The organism is Blastococcus sp. CCUG 61487, assembly GCF_005222955.1.
Taxonomy (GTDB): domain Bacteria; phylum Actinomycetota; class Actinomycetes; order Mycobacteriales; family Geodermatophilaceae; genus Blastococcus.
Genome location: NZ_LWUA01000245.1, coordinates 421 through 16,532 on the forward strand (window position 1 = coordinate 421; position 16,112 = coordinate 16,532).

General features: G+C 72.7%; 20 protein-coding genes. 6 read left to right on the forward strand and 14 right to left on the reverse strand.

The features are described 5' to 3' along the window. Window positions 1–568 (reverse strand): biotin/lipoyl-containing protein (locus A6V29_RS14540; RefSeq protein WP_283956365.1); only part of this gene is annotated, 568 nt, incomplete at its 3' end. Window positions 569–612: 44 nt separating this feature from the next. Continuing rightward, window positions 613–1,992 carry a dihydrolipoyl dehydrogenase gene (gene lpdA / locus A6V29_RS14545; RefSeq protein ID WP_137160964.1) on the reverse strand — a complete coding sequence of 460 codons (1,380 nt, stop codon included), beginning with the start codon at window positions 1,990–1,992 and terminating at the stop codon, window positions 613–615. A 180-nt stretch (window positions 1,993–2,172) separates the two neighbouring features. Between lpdA and A6V29_RS14550 the strand changes: the two genes are divergently transcribed. Further along, window positions 2,173–2,532, forward strand: coding sequence for an oxidoreductase (locus A6V29_RS14550; protein ID WP_212719415.1), 360 nt, complete (start codon window positions 2,173–2,175; stop codon window positions 2,530–2,532). A gap of 101 nt (window positions 2,533–2,633) precedes the next feature. On the opposite strand, the gene A6V29_RS14555 is transcribed toward A6V29_RS14550, so the two are convergent. Further along, a complete protein-coding gene (locus A6V29_RS14555; protein ID WP_137160965.1) occupies window positions 2,634–4,145 on the reverse strand; it encodes a leucyl aminopeptidase in 1,512 nt (503 codons plus the stop codon). Window positions 4,146–4,198: 53 nt separating this feature from the next. Here A6V29_RS14555 and gcvT point away from each other — a divergent pair, with 53 nt between their 5' ends. Continuing rightward, entirely contained in the window at window positions 4,199–5,314 is a 1,116-nt protein-coding gene (gcvT, locus tag A6V29_RS14560) for a glycine cleavage system aminomethyltransferase GcvT (protein ID WP_137160966.1), read from the forward strand. 32 nt (window positions 5,315–5,346) lie between these two features. On the opposite strand, the gene A6V29_RS14565 is transcribed toward gcvT, so the two are convergent. Genes A6V29_RS14565 through A6V29_RS14580 form a run of 4 tightly spaced genes read right to left on the reverse strand, consistent with a single transcriptional unit; the run spans window position 5,347 to window position 7,544 of the window. Beyond that, entirely contained in the window at window positions 5,347–6,501 is a 1,155-nt protein-coding gene (locus A6V29_RS14565) for a YihY/virulence factor BrkB family protein (protein ID WP_137160967.1), read from the reverse strand. A gap of 49 nt (window positions 6,502–6,550) precedes the next feature. Beyond that, window positions 6,551–6,823 (reverse strand): DUF4235 domain-containing protein, encoded by a 273-nt coding sequence (locus A6V29_RS14570; RefSeq protein WP_137160968.1) that lies wholly within the window; start codon window positions 6,821–6,823, stop codon window positions 6,551–6,553. Continuing rightward, complete coding sequence (locus tag A6V29_RS14575) at window positions 6,820–7,095, reverse strand: DUF3618 domain-containing protein (protein ID WP_137160969.1); 276 nt, start codon at window positions 7,093–7,095, stop codon at window positions 6,820–6,822. Before A6V29_RS14575 ends, A6V29_RS14570 begins: the two co-directional genes overlap by 4 nt. Beyond that, window positions 7,092–7,544: a phage holin family protein gene (locus A6V29_RS14580; RefSeq protein WP_137160970.1), complete on the reverse strand. Its 453-nt coding sequence runs from the start codon at window positions 7,542–7,544 to the stop codon at window positions 7,092–7,094. The genes A6V29_RS14575 and A6V29_RS14580 overlap by 4 nt, the downstream gene beginning before the upstream one ends. Before the next feature lie 107 nt (window positions 7,545–7,651). Here A6V29_RS14580 and A6V29_RS14585 point away from each other — a divergent pair, with 107 nt between their 5' ends. After that, window positions 7,652–7,864: a hypothetical protein gene (locus tag A6V29_RS14585; RefSeq protein WP_137160971.1), complete on the forward strand. Its 213-nt coding sequence runs from the start codon at window positions 7,652–7,654 to the stop codon at window positions 7,862–7,864. A gap of 22 nt (window positions 7,865–7,886) precedes the next feature. Here A6V29_RS14585 and A6V29_RS14590 read toward each other — a convergent pair whose 3' ends face one another. Genes A6V29_RS14590 through A6V29_RS14600 form a run of 3 tightly spaced genes read right to left on the reverse strand, consistent with a single transcriptional unit; the run spans window position 7,887 to window position 10,307 of the window. Beyond that, window positions 7,887–8,873 carry an aldo/keto reductase family protein gene (locus A6V29_RS14590; protein WP_137160972.1) on the reverse strand — a complete coding sequence of 329 codons (987 nt, stop codon included), beginning with the start codon at window positions 8,871–8,873 and terminating at the stop codon, window positions 7,887–7,889. Further along, a complete protein-coding gene (locus A6V29_RS14595) occupies window positions 8,840–9,667 on the reverse strand; it encodes an MBL fold metallo-hydrolase (RefSeq protein ID WP_137160973.1) in 828 nt (275 codons plus the stop codon). Before A6V29_RS14595 ends, A6V29_RS14590 begins: the two co-directional genes overlap by 34 nt. Window positions 9,668–9,686: 19 nt before the next feature. Continuing rightward, entirely contained in the window at window positions 9,687–10,307 is a 621-nt protein-coding gene (locus A6V29_RS14600) for a DUF3043 domain-containing protein (RefSeq protein WP_137160974.1), read from the reverse strand. 141 nt (window positions 10,308–10,448) lie between these two features. Here A6V29_RS14600 and A6V29_RS14605 point away from each other — a divergent pair, with 141 nt between their 5' ends. Continuing rightward, window positions 10,449–10,817, forward strand: a complete 369-nt coding sequence (locus A6V29_RS14605; RefSeq protein WP_137160975.1) for a HesB/IscA family protein — start codon at window positions 10,449–10,451, stop codon at window positions 10,815–10,817. A 64-nt stretch (window positions 10,818–10,881) separates the two neighbouring features. Here the strand turns inward: A6V29_RS14605 and asnB are convergent, their stop codons facing one another. The 3 genes from asnB to A6V29_RS14620 are packed head-to-tail and all read right to left on the reverse strand — an operon-like array spanning window position 10,882 to window position 13,598. Continuing rightward, the gene (gene asnB / locus A6V29_RS14610; RefSeq protein WP_137160976.1) at window positions 10,882–12,840 is read right to left on the reverse strand and encodes an asparagine synthase (glutamine-hydrolyzing); all 1,959 of its coding nucleotides are present in this window, start codon (window positions 12,838–12,840) and stop codon (window positions 10,882–10,884) included. Window positions 12,841–12,892: 52 nt separating this feature from the next. Next, window positions 12,893–13,243, reverse strand: coding sequence for a DUF3817 domain-containing protein (locus A6V29_RS14615; protein WP_137160977.1), 351 nt, complete (start codon window positions 13,241–13,243; stop codon window positions 12,893–12,895). Continuing rightward, on the reverse strand, window positions 13,233–13,598 hold the full coding sequence (locus A6V29_RS14620; RefSeq protein WP_137160978.1) for a metalloprotease: 366 nt from the start codon (window positions 13,596–13,598) through the stop codon (window positions 13,233–13,235). The genes A6V29_RS14615 and A6V29_RS14620 overlap by 11 nt, the downstream gene beginning before the upstream one ends. Window positions 13,599–13,828: 230 nt before the next feature. Between A6V29_RS14620 and ctaC the strand changes: the two genes are divergently transcribed. Together ctaC and A6V29_RS14630 are read left to right on the forward strand one after the other, a co-directional pair. Beyond that, window positions 13,829–14,722: an aa3-type cytochrome oxidase subunit II gene (gene ctaC / locus A6V29_RS14625; RefSeq protein WP_137160979.1), complete on the forward strand. Its 894-nt coding sequence runs from the start codon at window positions 13,829–13,831 to the stop codon at window positions 14,720–14,722. A gap of 51 nt (window positions 14,723–14,773) precedes the next feature. Further along, window positions 14,774–15,178, forward strand: a complete 405-nt coding sequence (locus A6V29_RS14630; RefSeq protein WP_137160980.1) for a cytochrome c oxidase subunit 4 — start codon at window positions 14,774–14,776, stop codon at window positions 15,176–15,178. A gap of 84 nt (window positions 15,179–15,262) precedes the next feature. Here A6V29_RS14630 and A6V29_RS14635 read toward each other — a convergent pair whose 3' ends face one another. Beyond that, window positions 15,263–16,036 carry a GNAT family N-acetyltransferase gene (locus tag A6V29_RS14635; protein WP_137160981.1) on the reverse strand — a complete coding sequence of 258 codons (774 nt, stop codon included), beginning with the start codon at window positions 16,034–16,036 and terminating at the stop codon, window positions 15,263–15,265. Between the last annotated feature and the right edge of the window lie 76 nt (window positions 16,037–16,112).

A 16,112-nucleotide genomic window follows, 5' to 3' on the forward strand; every position in this document is an offset into this window, starting at 1 on the left:
CCGGCGAGGGGATCTCGGTGTCGACCTTGTCCGTGGACACCTCGAGGAGGGGCTCGTCCACGGCGACGTCGTCGCCCACCGCCTTGAGCCAGCGGGTGACGGTGCCCTCGGTGACGCTCTCGCCGAGCGCGGGCATGGTCACCGGGGTCCCCTCACCACCGCCGCCGCCACCGCCGGAGCCGCTGTCGGCGGCGGGCGCCGGCTCGGGCGCGGCCTGCTCGGGCTGCTGCTCGCCGGCGGCGTCGTCCACCTGCTCGGCGGGAGCCTGCGGAGTGTCCTGGTCCTCGGCCGAGGCCGGCTCCGCGTCGCCCCCACCGCCGTCGCCGTCGCCCTCGCCGCCGATGACGGCGAGCTCGGCGCCGACCTCGACGGTCTCGTCCTCGGCGACCAGGATCTTGGTCAGCACCCCCGCGGCCGGCGAGGGGATCTCGGTGTCGACCTTGTCGGTCGACACCTCGAGGAGGGGCTCGTCGACCTCGACCTGCTCACCCTCCTGCTTGAGCCATCGGGTGACCGTGCCCTCGGTGACGCTCTCGCCCAGGGCGGGCATGGTGACGGACGTCGGCATCGGGGCAGGACTCCTTCGTGGCGCTGGGCAGGGGGGTGTGCGGGTCAGCCGTGCACGTGGAGCGGCTTGCCGGCGAGGGCCAGGTGCGCCTCGCCCAGCGCCTCGCTCTGCGTGGGGTGCGGGTGGATGAGGCTGGCGACGTCGTCGGCCTCGGCCTCCCAGTTGTAGATCAGCTGGGCCTCGGCGATGAGCTCGCCGACGCGGCTGCCGACCATGTGGATGCCGACGACGGGGCCGTCGGGGGCCTGGACCAGCTTGACGGCGCCCGCCGTCTTGAGGATCTGGCTCCGGCCGTTGCCGGCGAGGTCGTAGGTGAGGGTCTTCACCTCGCCGTAGCGCTCCTTGGCCTGCGCCTCGGTGAGGCCGACCGAGGCCACCTCGGGGTCGGAGTAGGTGATGCGCGGGACGCCGGCGTAGTCGATCGGCGCCGGGTTGAGCCCGGCCACGCGCTCGGCGACGAGGATGCCCTCGCCGAAGCCGACGTGGGCCAGCTGCAGGGTGGGGATGAGGTCGCCGACGGCGGAGATCGTGGGCACGTTGGTCTGGCAGTACTCGTCGACCAGGACGTAGCCGCGGTCCATCGCCACGCCGGCCTCCTCGTACCCGAGGCCCTGGCTCGTCGGCCCGCGCCCGACGGCGACGAGCAGGAGCTCGGCCTCGAACTCCTTGCCGTTCTCCAGCGAGACCTTGACGCCGTTCTCGGTGGTCTCGACCCCCGAGAAGCGGCTGCCGAGCTCGAAGCCGATCTTGCGACGGCGGAACGCGCGCTCGAGCAGCTTGGAGGATGCCTCGTCCTCGAGCGGGACCAGGTGGGGGAGCGCCTCGATGATCGTGACGTCGACGCCGAAGGACTTCCAGGCGCTGGCGAACTCGCAGCCGATGACGCCGCCGCCGAGGACGATCGCCGAGCTCGGCACGCGGTCGAGGTTCAGCGCGTGGTCGCTGGTGATCACCTTCGTGCCGTCGATCTCGAGGCCGGGGAGGGAGCGGGCGTAGGAGCCGGTGGCCAGCAGGATGTGCTTGCCCTCGTAGGTCTGCCCGTTCACCTCGACGGTGGTGGGCGAGGTGAGCCGCCCCTCGCCCTCGACGTAGGTGATCTTGCGGGCCTTCACCAGGCCCTGCAGGCCCTTGTAGAGCCGGGAGACGACGCCGTCCTTGTACTTGTTGACGCCGTCCATGTCGATGCCGGCCAGCGACGTCTTGACGCCGAACTGCTCGCCCTCGCGAGCCGCGTCGGCGACCTCGCCGGCGTGCAGCAGCGCCTTGGTCGGGATGCAGCCGCGGTGCAGGCAGGTGCCGCCGACCTTGTCCTTCTCGATGAGGACGACGTTGAGCCCGAGCTCGCTGGCGCGGAACGCAGCGGCGTAACCACCGGAGCCACCACCGAGGATGACCAGGTCGGCGGGGGAGGTGGGTGCGCTCACGTGTGCTGCTCCTCTGCTGCGATGGCTGGCGCCTGCTCGAGCGGGCGCCGGCCCGTTCGATGCCGTGGTGCCCATCCTGCCACCAAGGGAACGAGCTGGCCCGGAGCGCCGTTGGCTTCCCGAGCGTGCCGGTGATCACTGCGCCCGGCTCGTTGGGACCGACGACGGGAGGACGGGGCCATGGGGCTCTTCGACAGGCTGCGCGGCCGGGGAGGACGCCGTCCGGGCCGGGCACGCGGCGACGAGCGCCCGGCCACGCTGGACCGTGGGTCCCGGCGCAGCGACCTGGCGCACCTCGAGCAGTTCGTCGCCAGCCGCCGCGGCGTCGAGGGCTACGTCGAGCCGCGGACGGCGGTCACCGAGTCCACGATCGTGCTGGTCGCCGCGGACGGGGAGTGGACGCGGCGGCGCATCGACGGCCCCGACGTCGCCCGGCGGCTCTCGCGCGAGCTGGCGATCCCGGTCTACGACGCGCAGGTGACCGGCTACCCCCAGCGCATGCGCGAGTGGTCGGCCCGCCAGAAGCAGAACCGGCTCTGACGGCGCCCGGACGCCGTCCACCCTCACCGCGCAGCGTCCTCCCTCACGGTGGGCGCTGAGGGAGGACGCGCGATGATCAGGTCACCTGATCCCGGCCGGGGTCACTCAGCGATGAGGGCCTCGATCGTGGCGAGCAGGGTGCGCACCGGGACGCCGGTGCCGCCCTTGGGCGTGTACCCCCACGCGCCCTTCGTGTTGTAGCCCGGGCCCGCGATGTCGATGTGCGCCCACGGCAGGCCGTCGGGCACGAACTCCTGCAGGAAGTGCCCGCCCACCAGCATGCCGCCCAGCCGGTCGGCGTTGGCGTTGCCGAAGTCGGCCACGACGGAGTCCAGGCCGCGGCGCAGCTCCGGCGGCAGCGGCATCGGCCACATGCTCTCGCCGCTGCGCTTCGACGCGGCGACGACGGCGTCGCGCAGGTCGTCCGAGCCCATGACCCCGGAGGTCCGCGCGCCGAGGGCGACGGTCTGCGCGCCGGTGAGCGTCGAGGTCTCCAGCAGGGCGTCGGGCTGGTCCTCCGCGGCGCGCGCGATGGCGTCGGCCAGGACGACGCGGCCCTCGGCGTCGGTGTTGGTGATCTCGACCTTCTTGCCGTTCCGGAAGGTGATCACGTCGGCGGGGCGGTAGGCCGCACCGCTCGGCATGTTCTCCGCGATGGGGACCGTCGCGGTGACCTCGACCGGCAGGCCGAGCTGGGCGACGCAGCAGACGGTGGCGATCACGGCCGCGGCACCGGCCATGTCGCTCTTCATGTCCTCCATTTTCGCGGCAGGCTTGATCGAGATCCCGCCGGTGTCGAAGGTGATCCCCTTGCCGACCAGCGCGATCTTCTTGCGGGCGCCCTTGCCGGTGTAGGTGAGACGCAGCAGCCGCGGCTTGCGGGTGGAGCCCGAACCGACGGCCAGGATGCCGCCGTACCCGCCGGCGGCCAGCGCGTCCTCGTCGAGGATCTCCGCGGACAGGCCCAGCTTCTCGCCGGCGGCCGCGCCGCGGGCGGCGAGCTCGGCCGGGTACAGGTCGTTCGGCGGGGTGTTCACCAGGTCCCGCACGAGGCTGACCGCCTCGGCGACGGCACGGACGCGGCGCAGCGCGGTCTCCGCCTCGGCCGCGCCGGGGACGACGACGGTGAACTCCTGCGGCGGCACCGGCCGGTTCGGGCGCAGGTCGGACTTGTAGGCGGTGAACTCGTAGGCGCCCAGCAGCGAGCCCTCGCCCACGGCGTGCAGCCGCTCGACGTCCGGGGTGCCACCCACGGCGGCCAGCAGGCTCACCACGGAGCGGCGGCCGGTGAGGGCGCGGCTGGCGGCGCCGGCGGCCCGGCGCACGGCCTCGGCGCCGTAGCTGCCGGCGGCGTCGGGAGCGCCGAGGCCCGCGACCGCGACGACCGGGTACGGGCCGTTGCCGAACGAGGGCAGCCTGGTCACCTCGTCCTCGCCGCCGCGTGCGCCGAGGTCGGCCAGCGCGGTGAACAGCCGACCACCGAGCAGCCGGTCCACGGCCTCCGCGCCCGGTGTGGGCAGCGGTCCGTCGGGTCCCTTGCCGACCGCGACGACGACGGCGTCAGCGGTGAGCTTCTCGATGGGCTGGTCGGTGGCGGTGATGGTGGACGGCACGCCCGCATCTTAGGAGGACCGGTCGGGAGCGCGGTCCGGCTAGCGTGCACGGGGTGAGCCCGTTGACCTCGCCCCTCCACGACCGGCACGTCGCCGCCGGCGCCAAGCTCGCCGACTTCGGGGGCTGGTCGATGCCGATCGAGTACGCCGGCGGAGGGGTGCTCGCCGAGCACACCGCCGTCCGCGAGGGCGTCGGGCTCTTCGACGTCTCCCACCTGGGGACCGGCACCGTCCGCGGGCCGGGTGCCGCGGCCTTCGTCGACCGCTGCCTGACCAACGACCTGGGCCGCATCGCTCCGGGCCAGGCGCAGTACACGCTCTGCTGCCTGCCCGACGGCGACCCGCGAGCCGGGGGAGTGGTCGACGACCTCATCGTCTACCTGCACGGTCCCGACGAGGTGCTGCTGATCCCGAACGCGGCCAACGCCACGGAGGTGCTGGACCGGCTGCGGGCCGAGGCGCCGGACGGCGTCGTCGTCGAGAACCGGCACGAGGAGGTCGCCGTCCTCGCGCTGCAGGGGCCGCGCTCGCTGCAGGTCCTGGAGCTGCTCGGGCTGCCCGGCGAGCTGGCGTACATGTCCTTCGTCACCGGTACCGGAGCGGGCGTCGAGGTCACCGTCTGCCGGACCGGCTATACCGGCGAGCACGGCTACGAGCTGCTCATCGCCGCCGACCGCGCCACCGAGATGTGGGACGCGGTGCTGGAGGCGGGCCAGGACCTCGGGATCCGCACGTGCGGGCTGGGTGCCCGCGACACGCTGCGCACCGAGATGGGCTATCCGCTGCACGGCCACGAGCTCTCGGTGGACATCACCCCGGTGCAGGCGCGGACCGGCTGGGCGGTCGGCTGGAAGAAGCCGGCGTTCTGGGGTCGGGAGGCGCTGCTGGCCGAGCGGGCGGCCGGCCCGGTCCGGATCCTGTGGGGTCTGGAGGTCACCGGCCGGGGCATCCCGCGCGCGGGCATGGCCGTGCTCGACGCCGCCGGCGAGCGCGTCGGCGAGGTCACCAGCGGCACGTTCTCGCCGACCCGCAAGGTCGGCATCGCCCTGGCGCTGCTCGACACCGCGGCCGGTGCCGAGGAGGGCACCGAGCTCGCGGTCGACGTCCGCGGACGCCCTCAGGGCGTGCGGGTGGTCAAGCCGCCGTTCGTGCCCTCGCACGTGCGATAGCCCCATAGAGCCCTGGGGAGCCCTGGGGAGCCCTACGGGGCGTTCTTCCGGGTGGGGTCGCCGTCGCCCTTCTCCGGCTCGGCCTTCTCGGGCAGCGTGTCGGCCTTCACCGCACCCCGGTGCCCCATCGGGGCGGGGTCGCCGTCGGTCGTGTCGACGGCGGTCTGGTGCTCGGCCTCGGAGTTGATCTCCGCGCCGAGCAGGACGAGGTAGCAGGTCAGGTACAGCCACAGCATGAGCACGATGACCCCGGCGATGGCTCCGTACGTCTTGTTGTAGGACCCGAAGTTGTTCACGTAGAGGGTGAAGCCGAGGCTCACCAGCGCCCAGACCAGCGTCACGACGACCGAACCCAGGCTCACCCAGCGGAACCGCGGCGAGTCCCTGTCGGGGGCGACGCGGTACAGCACCGCGAGGGAACCGGCGACGACGGCGAGCAGCGCGACCCAGCGGCCGACCTCGGCCAGGATCGTCCCGACCGCGCCGAGCGGGAGGGCGTCGAGCACCACCGGCAGCACCGCGACCAGGCCGACGGTGAGCACCACGAAGACGATCGCGCCGAGCGTGAGGACCAGCGACAGCGCCCGGAGCTTGGCGAAGTTGCGGGTCTCCACCTCGTCGTAGGCGATGTTCACCGCCTTGACGAGGTTGTTCACCCCGCCGGAGGCGCTCCACAGCGCGGCGACGATCGAGATCAGCAGGCTCAGGCTCAGCGATCCACCGGCGTTCTCGGTGACCGCGGTGACCTGGTCGGCGATGAGCTCGCGGGCCGAGTCCGGCAGCCCCGTCGTCAGGTCCTCGACCTGCCGGGCCGCCTCCTCCGGGGACACGACCAGCCCGTAGATGGAGATCAGCGCGATGATCGCCGGGAAGACGGCGAGGAACGCGAAGAACGCCACGCCGGCGGCGATGATCGGCATGTTGTCGGCGTTGTGCTCGGCCCAGGCGCGCTTCACGATCTGCTTCCAGCCGCGCACCGGGATCCGCGTGGGGGAGGCGGCATGCAGACCGGGCAGCTCGTCGGCCGACGGCGCGCCCGGCGGCAGGCGGTCGGGATCGGGGGCGGCCCCGCCCCGGGCCTCGCCCTCGGCCGCCGCCGCCCGGACCGCCGCCCGCCGTGCCGCCTTCTCCTCGACCCGCCGGCGGATGCGCTCGACGGAGCTCTCGCGCTCCCTGGCGCCGGTCATGTCGCTGCTCCTGCGGATCGTCGATGGCTGCCGGACGGTGGGTTCCCGTTCAGTCGCCGGGCCACGATCCGGTCAGCTTGTGGAACCCCTGGGCCCCGGCTCGGTCGATGGCGGCCTTGGTCACCGCGAAGATCGCGCCCTGGAGGGCCGCGGCGAGCAGCACCTCCTTGGTCCCGTACTCGCTCTGCAGCGCGCCGGGGGCGTCGTCCTCGTCCGCGATCGCCTTCCACAGCTGCTTGAAGACGATCCCGCTCAGGGTTCCGGCCAGGATGCCGCCGATCAGGCCGATGGGCCGGTAGGCGAGCTTGGCTCCCTTGCTCAACGCTTCCTCCTCGAATTGGCGCGCCTGCGGCGCAGCACCACCACGCCGACCACGAGACCCACCAGGACGATCCCCGCGGTGATCACCACCGGAGGGCTCTCCCGGTAGGTCTCGACGGCAGTGTCCCTGGTGCGGGCGACGCGCTCGCGCGCACGGGCCGGGACGTCCAGCCGCGCGCTCAGTTCGTCGACGGTCCGGCCCAGCTGGGCGCGGGTGGCGTCGATCTCGGCGCGGAGCGCGGCGACGTCACCGGTGCCGTCGGGGGAGGTCATCGCGACAGCCCCTTCCTGACCGTCGCGATGTCGGCCTGGACGCCGGCGAGCGCCTGGGTCGGCACCGGCGGGCTCGCCTTCTCGACGTCCTTCTTGCCGACGAGGGCCAGCACCCCGGCGATCGCGAACAGCACGATGGCGACCACCAGCGCGGCGAGCCAGGCCGGCAGCACCAGGTCCAGCGCCAGGATGGCGGTGGCGACGAGCACGGAGAGACCGAGGAAGGCGAACAGGCCGGCGCCACCGAACAGCCCGGCGCCGATGCCCAGGCGCTTCGCCTTCTGGGTCACCTCGACCTGGGCCAGGCGGGCCTCGTCGCGGACCAGGGCGGTGATCTGCTCGGTGAGTTGGGTGACCAGCTGCCCGGTCGTGGCGTCCGCAGGGTCGGGCGGGGGGACGGCGGCGCGGGTGGCGCCGGCCGCCGAGGTGGGGCGTGGAGCTGCGGTCATGGGTCCTCCGCTCGGACGCAGTCGGGGCCTCCCATGCCCCGGCGGACGCGGCCGGTAACCCGGATCGTGATCACGTCACCGCATCGGATCGGCGCTAGCCTGCGGGCATGAGCTGGCACTGGCGCCTGGAGGGCCCGGACGGGGCGACGATCGAGCCGTCGTCCCTCGGGGTCGAGAGCCCGCCCTCGGAGAGCCAGGGGGACGCCGAGTCGTGGCTCGGCGAGAACTGGCGCGACCTGCTCGACCGAGGCGTCGCCACCGTGACCCTCTTCGACGACGACCGCGAGGTCTACGGGCCGATGGGCCTGGCGGCCCCGTAGGGCCGCCAGGCGAGGTCCGCTCTCAGCCGCGAGCGGTCTTGGTGGGGTCCCGCTCGACGACGTCGCCGAGGACGTCGTCGATCCGCGCGAGGACGTCGGCGTCCAGCGTCACCCCGGCGGCCGCGACGTTGTCCCGGACCTGCTCGGGCCGGCTCGCGCCGATGATCGCCGCGGCGACGTTCTGGTTCTGCAGCACCCACGCGACGGCGAGCTGGGCCATGGTCAACCCGAGGTCGGCGGCGATCGGCTTCAGGTCCTGGACGCGGGTGAGCAGCTCGTCGTTGCGGAGGAAGCGCTGCATCGACCCGCCGGCCTCGGCGTGCCCGCCGCGCGAGTCCGCGGGCGGCTGCTGACCGGGCAGGTACTTGCCGGTGAGGATGCCCTGGGCCAGCGGCGACCAGACGATCTGCGACAGCCCGTGCTTCTCCGAGGTGGGGACGACCTCCTCCTCGATGACCCGCCAGAGCATCGAGTACTGCGGCTGGTTGCTGATCAGCTGGATGCCCAGCTGACGGGCGAGGTCGGCGCCGGCGGCGATCTGCTCCGCGTTCCACTCCGAGACGCCGATGTAGAGGACCTTGCCCTGCCGGACGAGGTCGGCGAAGGCCGTCATCGTCTCCTCGAGCGGCACGGAGACGTCGTAGCGGTGCGCCTGGTACAGGTCGACGTAGTCGGTCTGCAGCCGCCGCAACGAGGCGGTGCAGCTCTCCATGATGTGCTTGCGGGACAGGCCGCGGTCGTTGCGGCCCGGACCTGTCGGCCAGTAGACCTTGGTGAAGATCTCCAGGCCCTCGCGGCGCTGGCCGGCCAGCGCGCGGCCCAGGACGGACTCGGCCTTCGTCCCCGCGTAGACGTCGGCGGTGTCGAAGGTCGTGATGCCGGCGTCGAGGGCGGCCCGCACGCAGGCGTGGGCGGCGTCCTCCTCGACCTGGCTGCCGTGGGTGAGCCAGTTGCCGTAGGCGATCTCGGAGATGGTCAGGCCGGAGCGGCCGAGGCGTCGGAATTCCACGAGCGCCGACGGTAGGCCCCCGCGTGCAGCTCCGCTCCGTCGGGGAGCACACGGGCGCCGTGCTCGGCCAGGCGAGCGGCCAGCTGCGCGGCGGGTGGGTTGTGGTGGCCCAGGTGCACGGCGACGACGTCGGTCGCCCCGGTGACGGCACCCACCGCGCGCAGCCGGTCCAGCTGCTCGGGGAAGGTGCCCAGGTCCAGGTGCCGGGTGTCGTGGTCGCGCACGTCGCCGAAGGTCTCCTCCAGGAGCACGACGTCGAAGGCGGCGTCGCGCACCGCCTCGACCGCGGCCTCGGGCAGCGGCCCGGTGTCCGTGGCGTAGAGCAGCCGACCGCCGTCCGGGCCGGCGACGTCGTAGAGCACGGCCGGCACCTCGTGGTCGGCCGGGAGGGCCCGCACCTCGTAGCCACGGCGGCGCACCGTGCCGCCCGGCGTGACCGCGACCAGCTCCACCGGGGCGTCGGGTGCGAGCCACGGCTCGCAGGTCGCGAGCGCGTCGGCCGGTCCGACGACGGTCAGCGGGTCGTCCGGTCGGACCCAGTGCCGCCACAGCAGGGCGAAGGGCGCGCAGTGGTCCGGGTGGGCGTGGGTGATGAGCACCGTGTGCACCCCCGCGAGCGACACGCCGTCGGGCGGCAGGGCGGGGGAGAGGTCGAGCAGCACGCCGCCGTCGACGAGCACCGAGGTCTGCCGCCGCGTCGTGCCGGCCGCGCGGGCGTCGGCGCACGACGCGCAGGTGCACCAGGGGTTCGGCCAGCCGTCGGCCGCGCCGGTCCCGAGGAGGGTGACCCGCATCAGGCGACCCCGTCCCTCCTCAGACGTCGGCGCCGATCGGCACCTCGGGCTTCGGGAAGCGCCAGCGACGGATCATCGTCGACCGGCTGATGCCGTACCAGACGGCGCCCCGGGTCTTCTCCGTCCCGTCGGGGAAGCGCTCGGCCAGCGTCTGCTTGATCTTCCGGCCGAGGACGAAGGAGTCGATGATCACGAAGACGAAGAAGCTGAACAGCAGCAGGCTGCCGTAGCCGCGCAGCGCCTCGCTGGGGGTGAACGTGAGGATGAGGGCGATGCCCGCGACGGCCAGGAACCAGCTCCCGATGTTCCGCCGCGCGTCGACGACGTTGCGCACGGTCCGGCGGACCGGGCCGCGGTCGCGCGCCGGCAGGAACGCCTCGTCGCCGCGCGCGGCGGCCTGGCGCGCGTCGACCCGGCGGGACGCCTGCTGCTGGCGCATGCGGCGGTAGGCCTCGCGGCGCGTCGTCGGCGGCGGCGGAGGCGGACCGGGACGGCGTCCCTGGGCCTCGCTGCGCTTGGGGGTGGGGCGGCCCTTGCCGCCGGTCCTCGCCTGCTGTGCGGCGGTCTCGGTCGGGACGGCCGGGCTCGTCGTGTCGGTCGTCTCGGCGGCGTCGCGGCGGCCGGGCAGGCGGAGCTTCACGGGACGGGAGTCTACGTCGACCCCTTCGGGGGCCTACGGAACGCGCGAGGGAGCCGTACAGTGGAAGAAGCTCCGCTACGGCGGTGTTGATCCGCCGCAGATGGTGCGCAGCGGACACCTCGGACGCAGGAGGACACGAACATGTCGGTGCAGGACACCACGACCCTCGACGGTGCAGCCGGATCCACGGGCGTGCTGCTCAGCGAACCGGCGGCGGCCAAGGTCAAGGCGCTGCTGGACCAGGAGGGGCGCGACGACCTGCGGCTGCGCATCGCCGTCCAGCCCGGCGGTTGCTCCGGACTGCGGTACCAGCTCTTCTTCGACGAGCGGTTCCTCGACGGCGACCAGACCTACGAGTTCGGTGGCGTCGAGGTCATCGTCGACAGGATGAGCGGCCCGTACCTGGGCGGCGCCACGATCGACTTCGTCGACAGCATCGAGAAGCAGGGCTTCACGATCGACAACCCCAACGCCGGCAGCTCGTGCGCCTGCGGGGACTCGTTCTCCTGAGCTGAGAACCGCCGGCGCCCGGTCCTCCTCGTGGAGGACCGGGCGCCGTCGTCTGCGCGGGGCGTCACAGCCGGACGGGGTACACCGTCTCCGGGATGTCGGGCTTGATCCGCTCCTCGACGAAGATGCCGTGCCAGATCATGAACACGAGCACGCTCCACACCTGCCGGGCGGTGCGCTTGGCACCGACGGACGCCGGGTCGGCGCCGGGCAGCGTGCCGAGCAGCCGGCGCACGACGTCGCGGTCGAGCCACTCGTCGGTCCCGCTCTCGTCGACCACCTGCTGGGCCCAGCCGTGCAGCGGCCCGCCGAGGAACTCCGCCGTCGGCACCGGGAAGCCGAGCTTGCGCCGGTTCATGATCCGCGGCGGCACGATCTGCTCCATGGCGCGGCGCAGTGCGTACTTCGTCGCCTTCTCCTTGGCGCCGGGGCCGCGGCGGGGCACCCGCATCTCCAGCGGCAGCGTGCTGGCCACCTCGAACACGCCGGTGTCGAGGAAGGGCACCCGCAGTTCGAGCGAGTTGGCCATGGTCACCTTGTCGGCCTTCACCAGGATGTCGCCGCGCAGCCAGGTGAACAGGTCCACGTACTGCATGGCGGTGACGTCGTCGTAGCCGGCCTCGCGGGTGCGGCGGTACAGGTCCTCGGTGATCTGGACGTGGGACAGGTCCGGGTCGTGCCCGCGCATCAGCGTGGCCAGCTCGTCGTCCCGCATGTTCCGGGCGTTGCCGTAGTAGCGCTGCTCCAGCGGGGTCGACGCCCGGCGCAGCAGGTCCTGGCCCCGGACGCCCTCGGGCAGGATGCGGGCGACCCGGCCGAGCGCGCGGCGGCCGGCGGGTGGGAGCTTCGTGGCCCAGGCCAGGCTGAGCGGTTCCCGGTAGATCGTGTAGCCGCCGAAGAGCTCGTCGGCGCCCTCCCCGGAGAGCACGACCTTCACGTGCTTGCGGGCCTCGCGGGCGACGAAGTACAGCGGCACCAGCGCCGGGTCGGCGACCGGGTCGTCGAGGTACCAGACGACGAGCGGGATGGCGTCGGCGAAGTCCTGCGCGCTCACCTCGACCGGCACGTGCCGCACCCCGAGGATCGCCGCGGACTCGGCGGCGATCTCGATCTCCGACGCCGCCTGCCGCTGGAAGCCGACCGTGAAGGTCATCAGGTCGCTGTTGTACCGGCGGGCCAGCGCGGCGATGGCGGTGGAGTCGATGCCGCTGGACAGGAACGAGCCGACGGTCACGTCCGCGCGCATGTGCAGGCGCACCGACTCGTCGAGGACGTCGGCGATGCGGTCGAAGAGCGCCTGCTCCTCGCCCTTCGCCACCGGGCGGATCGGGAAGGTCGGGTGGAAGTAGCGCGCCGTCGTCAGCTCGCCGTCGGCGACGGTGAACCGGGTGCCGCTCTCGATCCGCCGGATGCCGCGGTGCAGCGTCGCCGGCTCCGGGACGTACTGCAGCGTGAGGTAGTGCTGCAACGACGCCGGGTCCACCCCGCCCGCCGCGTCGCTGCCGCCCAGCAGCTCCAGCAGCGCCTTCTTCTCGGAGGAGAAGGCGATCGCGCCGTCGGCCAGCCGCGCGACGAACAGCGGCTTGATGCCGAAGTGGTCGCGGGCACCGAAGACGGTCCGCTCCTGGGTGTCCCAGATGAGGAACGCGAACATCCCGCGCAACCGGTGGACGACGTCCTCGCCCCACAGGTGGTAGCCGGCGACGATCGCCTCGGTGTCGCCCTCGGTGGCGAAGGTGGCCCCGGCGGCCTTCAGCTCCTCGCGCAGCTCCAGGTAGTTGTAGATCTCGCCGTTGAAGACGATCTGGTACCGGCCGTCGGCGTAGGGCATCGGCTGGTGGCTGTGCTCGATGTCGATGAACGACAGCCGGTTGAAGCCGAAGACGGCGCGGTCGTCCGACCAGGTCGCCCGCTCGTCCGGACCGCGGTGGCGCATGCAGTGCTGGGCGTCGCGCACCGCGCCCACGGTGGCGTCGTCCACCCGGTCGGCGTCGGTCGAGAAGTAGGCGAGCAGGCCGCACATCGGTGGCAGGTCTCCAGGAGGTTCGCGGGGGTCCGGCGAGGGGCCCCGGTGGTCAGACCTGCTCGCCGGCGCGCATCTTCGCGGTCGCCCGGCGCTCGGCGAAGAAGGACAGCACCGGCACCGTGCCCGCGGCGACGGTGAGGACGAAGCCCTTCACCGTCCACCGGGCGCGGAGCGCGAGGTCGACGGTGGACAGGAAGAACAGCCCGTAGAGCCAGCCGTGCGCGGTGCCCAGGACCGACGACGGACCGGGGATGTCGGCGAGGTGGTTGAGCGGCACCGCGACGAAGATCAGCGCGATCAGCAGCACGCCGACGACGTTGGCCATCACCCGGTAGCGCAGCATCGCGTGGCCGATCGCCTCGTCGGACGTGCGCGAGGTCGTGACGCGCTCACCGGCCATGACTGCTCCTCTGGCCGAGGGCCCGCTCGTTGAGCTCGGCCAGGTAGGCGTTGTAGGCGGCCAGCTCGGGATCGCCCGTGGTGTCGATCCGAGGGCGCTGGTACAGGACGACGGAGTGGCCCGGGACGTCGTCGTCGGGATCCCGGCGCAGCTCGTCCCGTGCCATCCGCACGTAGAACCACAGCCCCATGAGCCCGTACAGCGGCCACTGCAGCGCGTAGCTCCAGTTGACCGCGCCGCCGCCGTCCCCGGCCTTGGTGAGCTGCCAGTAACCCAGGAACCAGGTGGCGACGAAGAGCGCCAGGACCACCAGGTGCCCGAGCACCCACTTCGGGGTCAGCAGCCGGTACCACACGGAGACGACTCTAACCGGCGGTCGGCGGGAGACCCCGTCCGCGGCGGGCGAGAACGGCCACATCGACGGCGACCCGCCGGAAAGGGATCTCCGGTGGCTTGCCGCCGTGCGCCGTCAGCTAGTCTCGGCACACACTGTGATCGGCGTGGACGCCGTCGGCCGAAACCGGCCGGCGACGCGCTGGACGACCGCCCGGGAGCGCCCGGCGGAGGACGAGGAGGCAGCGAGCGGTGGCTCGAGGCAACAAGCTCGCGCGGCTGACCGCGCTCGGTCTCCTGGGGGTGCTGACCCTCACCGGGTGCGACGTCCCCAACAACGAGTTCTGGCGGTTCGGCTGGCCCGAGGGGGTCACCGACGAGGCCGAGACGATGCGCGAGCTGTGGACCGCGTCGGTCATCGTGGCGCTGATCGTCGGTGTCCTGGTCTGGGGGCTGATCTTCTACTCGATGATCGCCCACCGGAAGAAGGGCGACGAGCTGCCGCGGCAGACGGCCTACAACCTGCCGCTGGAGATCGCGTACACGATCGCGCCGTTCCTCATCATCGCCGGCCTGTTCTTCTTCACCGTCGTGGTGCAGAACGACGTCCAGGAGCGCAGCGACGACCCGGACGAGACGATCGCGGTCAACGCCTTCAAGTGGAACTGGCAGTTCGTCTACCCGGAGACCACCGACGCGGAGACCGGCGAGCCGGTGAGCACCGTCGGCAGCACCAGCGACATCCCGGTGCTGGTCGTGCCGACCGACCGGACCATCAGGTTCGAGGTCGCCTCCGCCGACGTCATCCACTCCTTCTGGGTGCCGGAGTTCCTCTTCAAGCTCGACGTCATCCCGGGCAACGAGAACGGCCGGGACAACGTCTTCGAGGTGACGGTCCGCGAGGAGGGCGCCTACGTGGGCCGCTGCGCGGAACTGTGCGGCACGTACCACGCCTACATGAACTTCGAGGTCCGGGCGGTCTCCGGGGACGACTACGACGCCTACCTGGCGGCGCGCTCCGAGGGGATGAGCACCTACGACGCGCTCGAGGAGATCGGGCAGCCCGGTACGGCCAGCACCACGACGCCGCTGGAGCTCTTCCAGGACAAGAACCTCGACCAGCAGCGGGCCGGCGGCAATGGCTGACCGCCGCCGCACCCTGGACCTGATCGTCACGACGCCCGAGGAGGCACGACCGTGAAGGTCGAGTCGCTGATCTTCAATCTCATCGCGGTCCTGTGCGTCGGTGCCGCCGTGGTCTACGGCGTGTGGGCGCAGGAGCCGATCGGTACGACGGCGCTGACCCTCTCCGCCGGGCTGACCGGCATGATCGGCATGTTCTTCTGGTTCGTGTCGCGGCGCATCGACGCCCGTCCCGAGGACCGCAAGGATGCCGACGTGGCCGACGGCGCGGGCGAACTGGGCTTCTTCAGCCCGGCCAGCTACTGGCCGTTCGGCATCGCCGTCTGCATCGCCATCCTCGCGCTCGGCCTGGCCTACTGGTTCTTCTGGCTGATCGCGCTGGGGGCGGCCGCCATCATCCTCACCGTCGGCGGGCTCCTGTTCGAGTACTACGTGGGGCAGAACGCCCAGCAGAGCTGACACCGCACGTCCTCGAGGGCCCCTCCCGCCACGGCGGGAGGGGCCCTCGCGCATGCGGGGGCCGGTCCCGCCGGCCCGACCGCGTCAGGGCCGGGTGCGGTAGTGGTAACGGTGGTGCTCGACGAAGCCGGACCTGCGGTACAGGGCGCGAGCCGCCGTGTTGTCCGCCGTCACCTGCAGGTAGACCGACTGCGCACCGCGCTGGGCCGACCAGCCGGTCAGGGCGGCCATCAGGGCGGTGGCCAGCCCGCGTCGGCGGTGACCCGCGGCGACGGCGACGGCGGAGACGCCCAGCCAGCCGTCGACGAGGACACCACGGGCCACCGCCACCGGCGCCGACCCTCCGCCCGGCAGCCGGACGGAGGCGAAGGCGAGATCGGTGGCAAAGGCAAGGTCGGTGGCGTTCGTGAGGACGTCCAGGGCGCCGTGGGGGAGGGCTCCGTCGCGGTGGTAGCCGGCCAGCCAGGCCGGATCCGGTGCGGGCCGCAGGTCCACGGGCGCCTCTGCGGTGGTCGTCGTCGGCTGCGCGTCCACGGGGGCGGTGAGGAACAGGACGTCCGCACCGCGCTCCCAGCCGGCCGCAGTGAAGGCACTGTCGGCTGCCTGCGCCTGCTCGCCGGGGAGCATTGCGCGGGGTGTCAGCCCGCGCGCGTCGTACCAGCGGGCGACGGCGTCCACCGCCGTCGGCAGGGAACGGCCGGGCACGCCGACCACGAGCACGGAGTTGGCCCGGCCGGTGAAGCCGTGGCCGGAGCGCAGCAGCCAGTCGCCCAGCTCGTCCTGCTCGGTGCCGCGCCATCCGCGCGCGGCCAGTCGCTCGAGGTCCGCCACTGACGGGGACGTCGGTGGCCCTCCCATGGTCTCCATCCTCCGCGACAGCGGGTCCCCGGAACGGAGCAGGGCCCCGGTGGTGATCCACCGGGGCCCTGCTCGG